Source organism: Bradyrhizobium sp. 18BD (genome assembly GCF_054185225.1).
The window spans coordinates 1-655 of sequence record NZ_JAVAYL010000059.1 but is presented as its reverse complement, the minus strand read 5'-3'; the positions used below and the strand labels follow the sequence as shown (position 1 = coordinate 655).

Sequence of the window (655 nt, the reverse complement as noted above, 5' to 3'; positions counted from 1 at the left end):
ACGCGTGATCAGCAAAAGCAGGATGTGGTCACAGAGCAAGACATACTGACCGTTCTAGCGACCCAATATCAACTTCATTTACAAACTCAAGGAAGCGAACCTGCAAGACGATATTTGCTAGATGAACAGTATGAAATCGGGATTATTTCAACCATTAGTCACGCATTTTGTGGCAGTTGCGATCGTATTCGCATGACCGCTCAAGGTGAGTTATATAACTGTTTATTTGCGACTCAAGGTTTGGCTTTAAAACCTCAATTGGATGTTTTATTGACCAGCTTTAATCTTGAGTTTAAACAGCAGCTGCAACAGAAAATTCAACAGTATATTTGGCATAAAGAATCTGGGTTTGAAGCAATTTATGCAAAAAAACAGCCTCGAAAAATTAGTATGCATATGTTAGGAGGTTAAAATGAGTGAAATTAATATTCAAGTAGAGGCTTATGGCGGGGTCACACGTTTTTTACCTGCCGAAGCGATTCATCTGAAAATGGAAAGTCCAATTCAAATTGAACAGGTGTTAACTCAAATTATCAAAAATTACCCCCAGGCAGAATCGGCCATTTCACTTTGTGCCTGTGCTATAGGAGAGGATATTATTTCACGTCAGAACACGCTTGATTGGGATTGTACCTTGTTTCTACTGATCACGCGT

General features: G+C 39.4%; 1 protein-coding gene and 1 pseudogene. Both read left to right on the top strand.

Translation table 11 applies throughout. The annotated features are described in order from the left end of the window. A pseudogene (locus RAD16_RS40355) lies at window positions 1-411 on the top strand (hypothetical protein); the annotation flags it as partial. A gap of 1 nt (window position 412) precedes the next feature. Continuing rightward, a partial coding sequence (locus RAD16_RS40350) for a hypothetical protein (protein WP_458163632.1) occupies window positions 413-655 on the top strand: 243 nt, incomplete at its 3' end.